General features: G+C 36.9%; 1 protein-coding gene. It reads right to left on the minus strand.

The genetic code is table 11. The annotated features are described in order from the left end of the window. Window positions 1–19: 19 nt before the first annotated feature. Window positions 20–961: IS30 family transposase (locus E5983_RS09220; RefSeq protein ID WP_160333508.1), on the minus strand; the 942-nt coding region annotated here is incomplete at its 5' end.

A 961-nucleotide genomic window follows, 5' to 3' on the forward strand; every position in this document is an offset into this window, starting at 1 on the left:
GCTAAATTTCAAGTTGAAGTTAGCCACCATTAAGAAATTCCTTTGGTGACTTGTAGTCCAAACATTTTTTAGGATAATTGTTTGTCCAAATTTCAATAAAAGCGACTTCTTTGGGAGTTGTTTCTTTGGTCCCTTTTGGTAACCACCTGCGTATGAGTCTGTTATGATTTTCATTCGTTCCTCTTTCCCAAGATGAATAGGGATGTGCGTAGTAGATATGTTCTTCTGGGAACACTGCGGACAATTGATTGAACTCACCACCGTTATCTGCTGTAATAGATAGAATTTGGTGCTCTTTTAAAATTTGCTTTAGGGCCTGATTTACAGATTGAGCGGTTTTATCTGGAATTAGTCTTATGATTTGATGACGACTTCTCCGATCCGTCATTACCAATAGGCATTTGTTCTTTGCTTTACTCAAGACAACTGTATCAATCTCGTAGTTACCATTCTCTAATCGAAGATTAATTTCTTCAGGTCTCTCTTCAATTGATCTCCCAGCGGGTTTGAAATTTGGACTAGCTTGTTTCCCAATAGTTTTTCTTCTTCTAGGATAAAGCATATCTTTCCTAGTTAATCCAAGGTGACCATTGTGAATCCAATAGTAAATTGTGGTAACACCTGCCTCAATGTTTTTTGCCTTAACCATCATTTCAGGCGAATAGTTTTGGTGATGGTAGTGAAGAATTTTGTCCTTCATTTTCTTAGTAAGAATCAGTTTTTTAACAGATCGTTTACGATTTTTCTCGTAATTAGCTTGAGCGACATCGGCTGAATAGACATATTTAAAGAATCCTTTTCTCACTTGTTGTAAGACTTGCCCTCGCTTGATTTCGTTATTGATTGTTTGAGGAGCTCTTCCAAGTAGGCGAGCAATTTCTCGATTGGATTTTCCTTCTTTGTTCCATCGTTCAATGTAGCGACGATCATGAATTGTCAAATGTTTTCCTTTTGTTGTATA

Origin of the sequence: Streptococcus danieliae (assembly GCF_009767945.1) — a bacterium.
GTDB lineage: Bacteria > Bacillota > Bacilli > Lactobacillales > Streptococcaceae > Streptococcus > Streptococcus danieliae.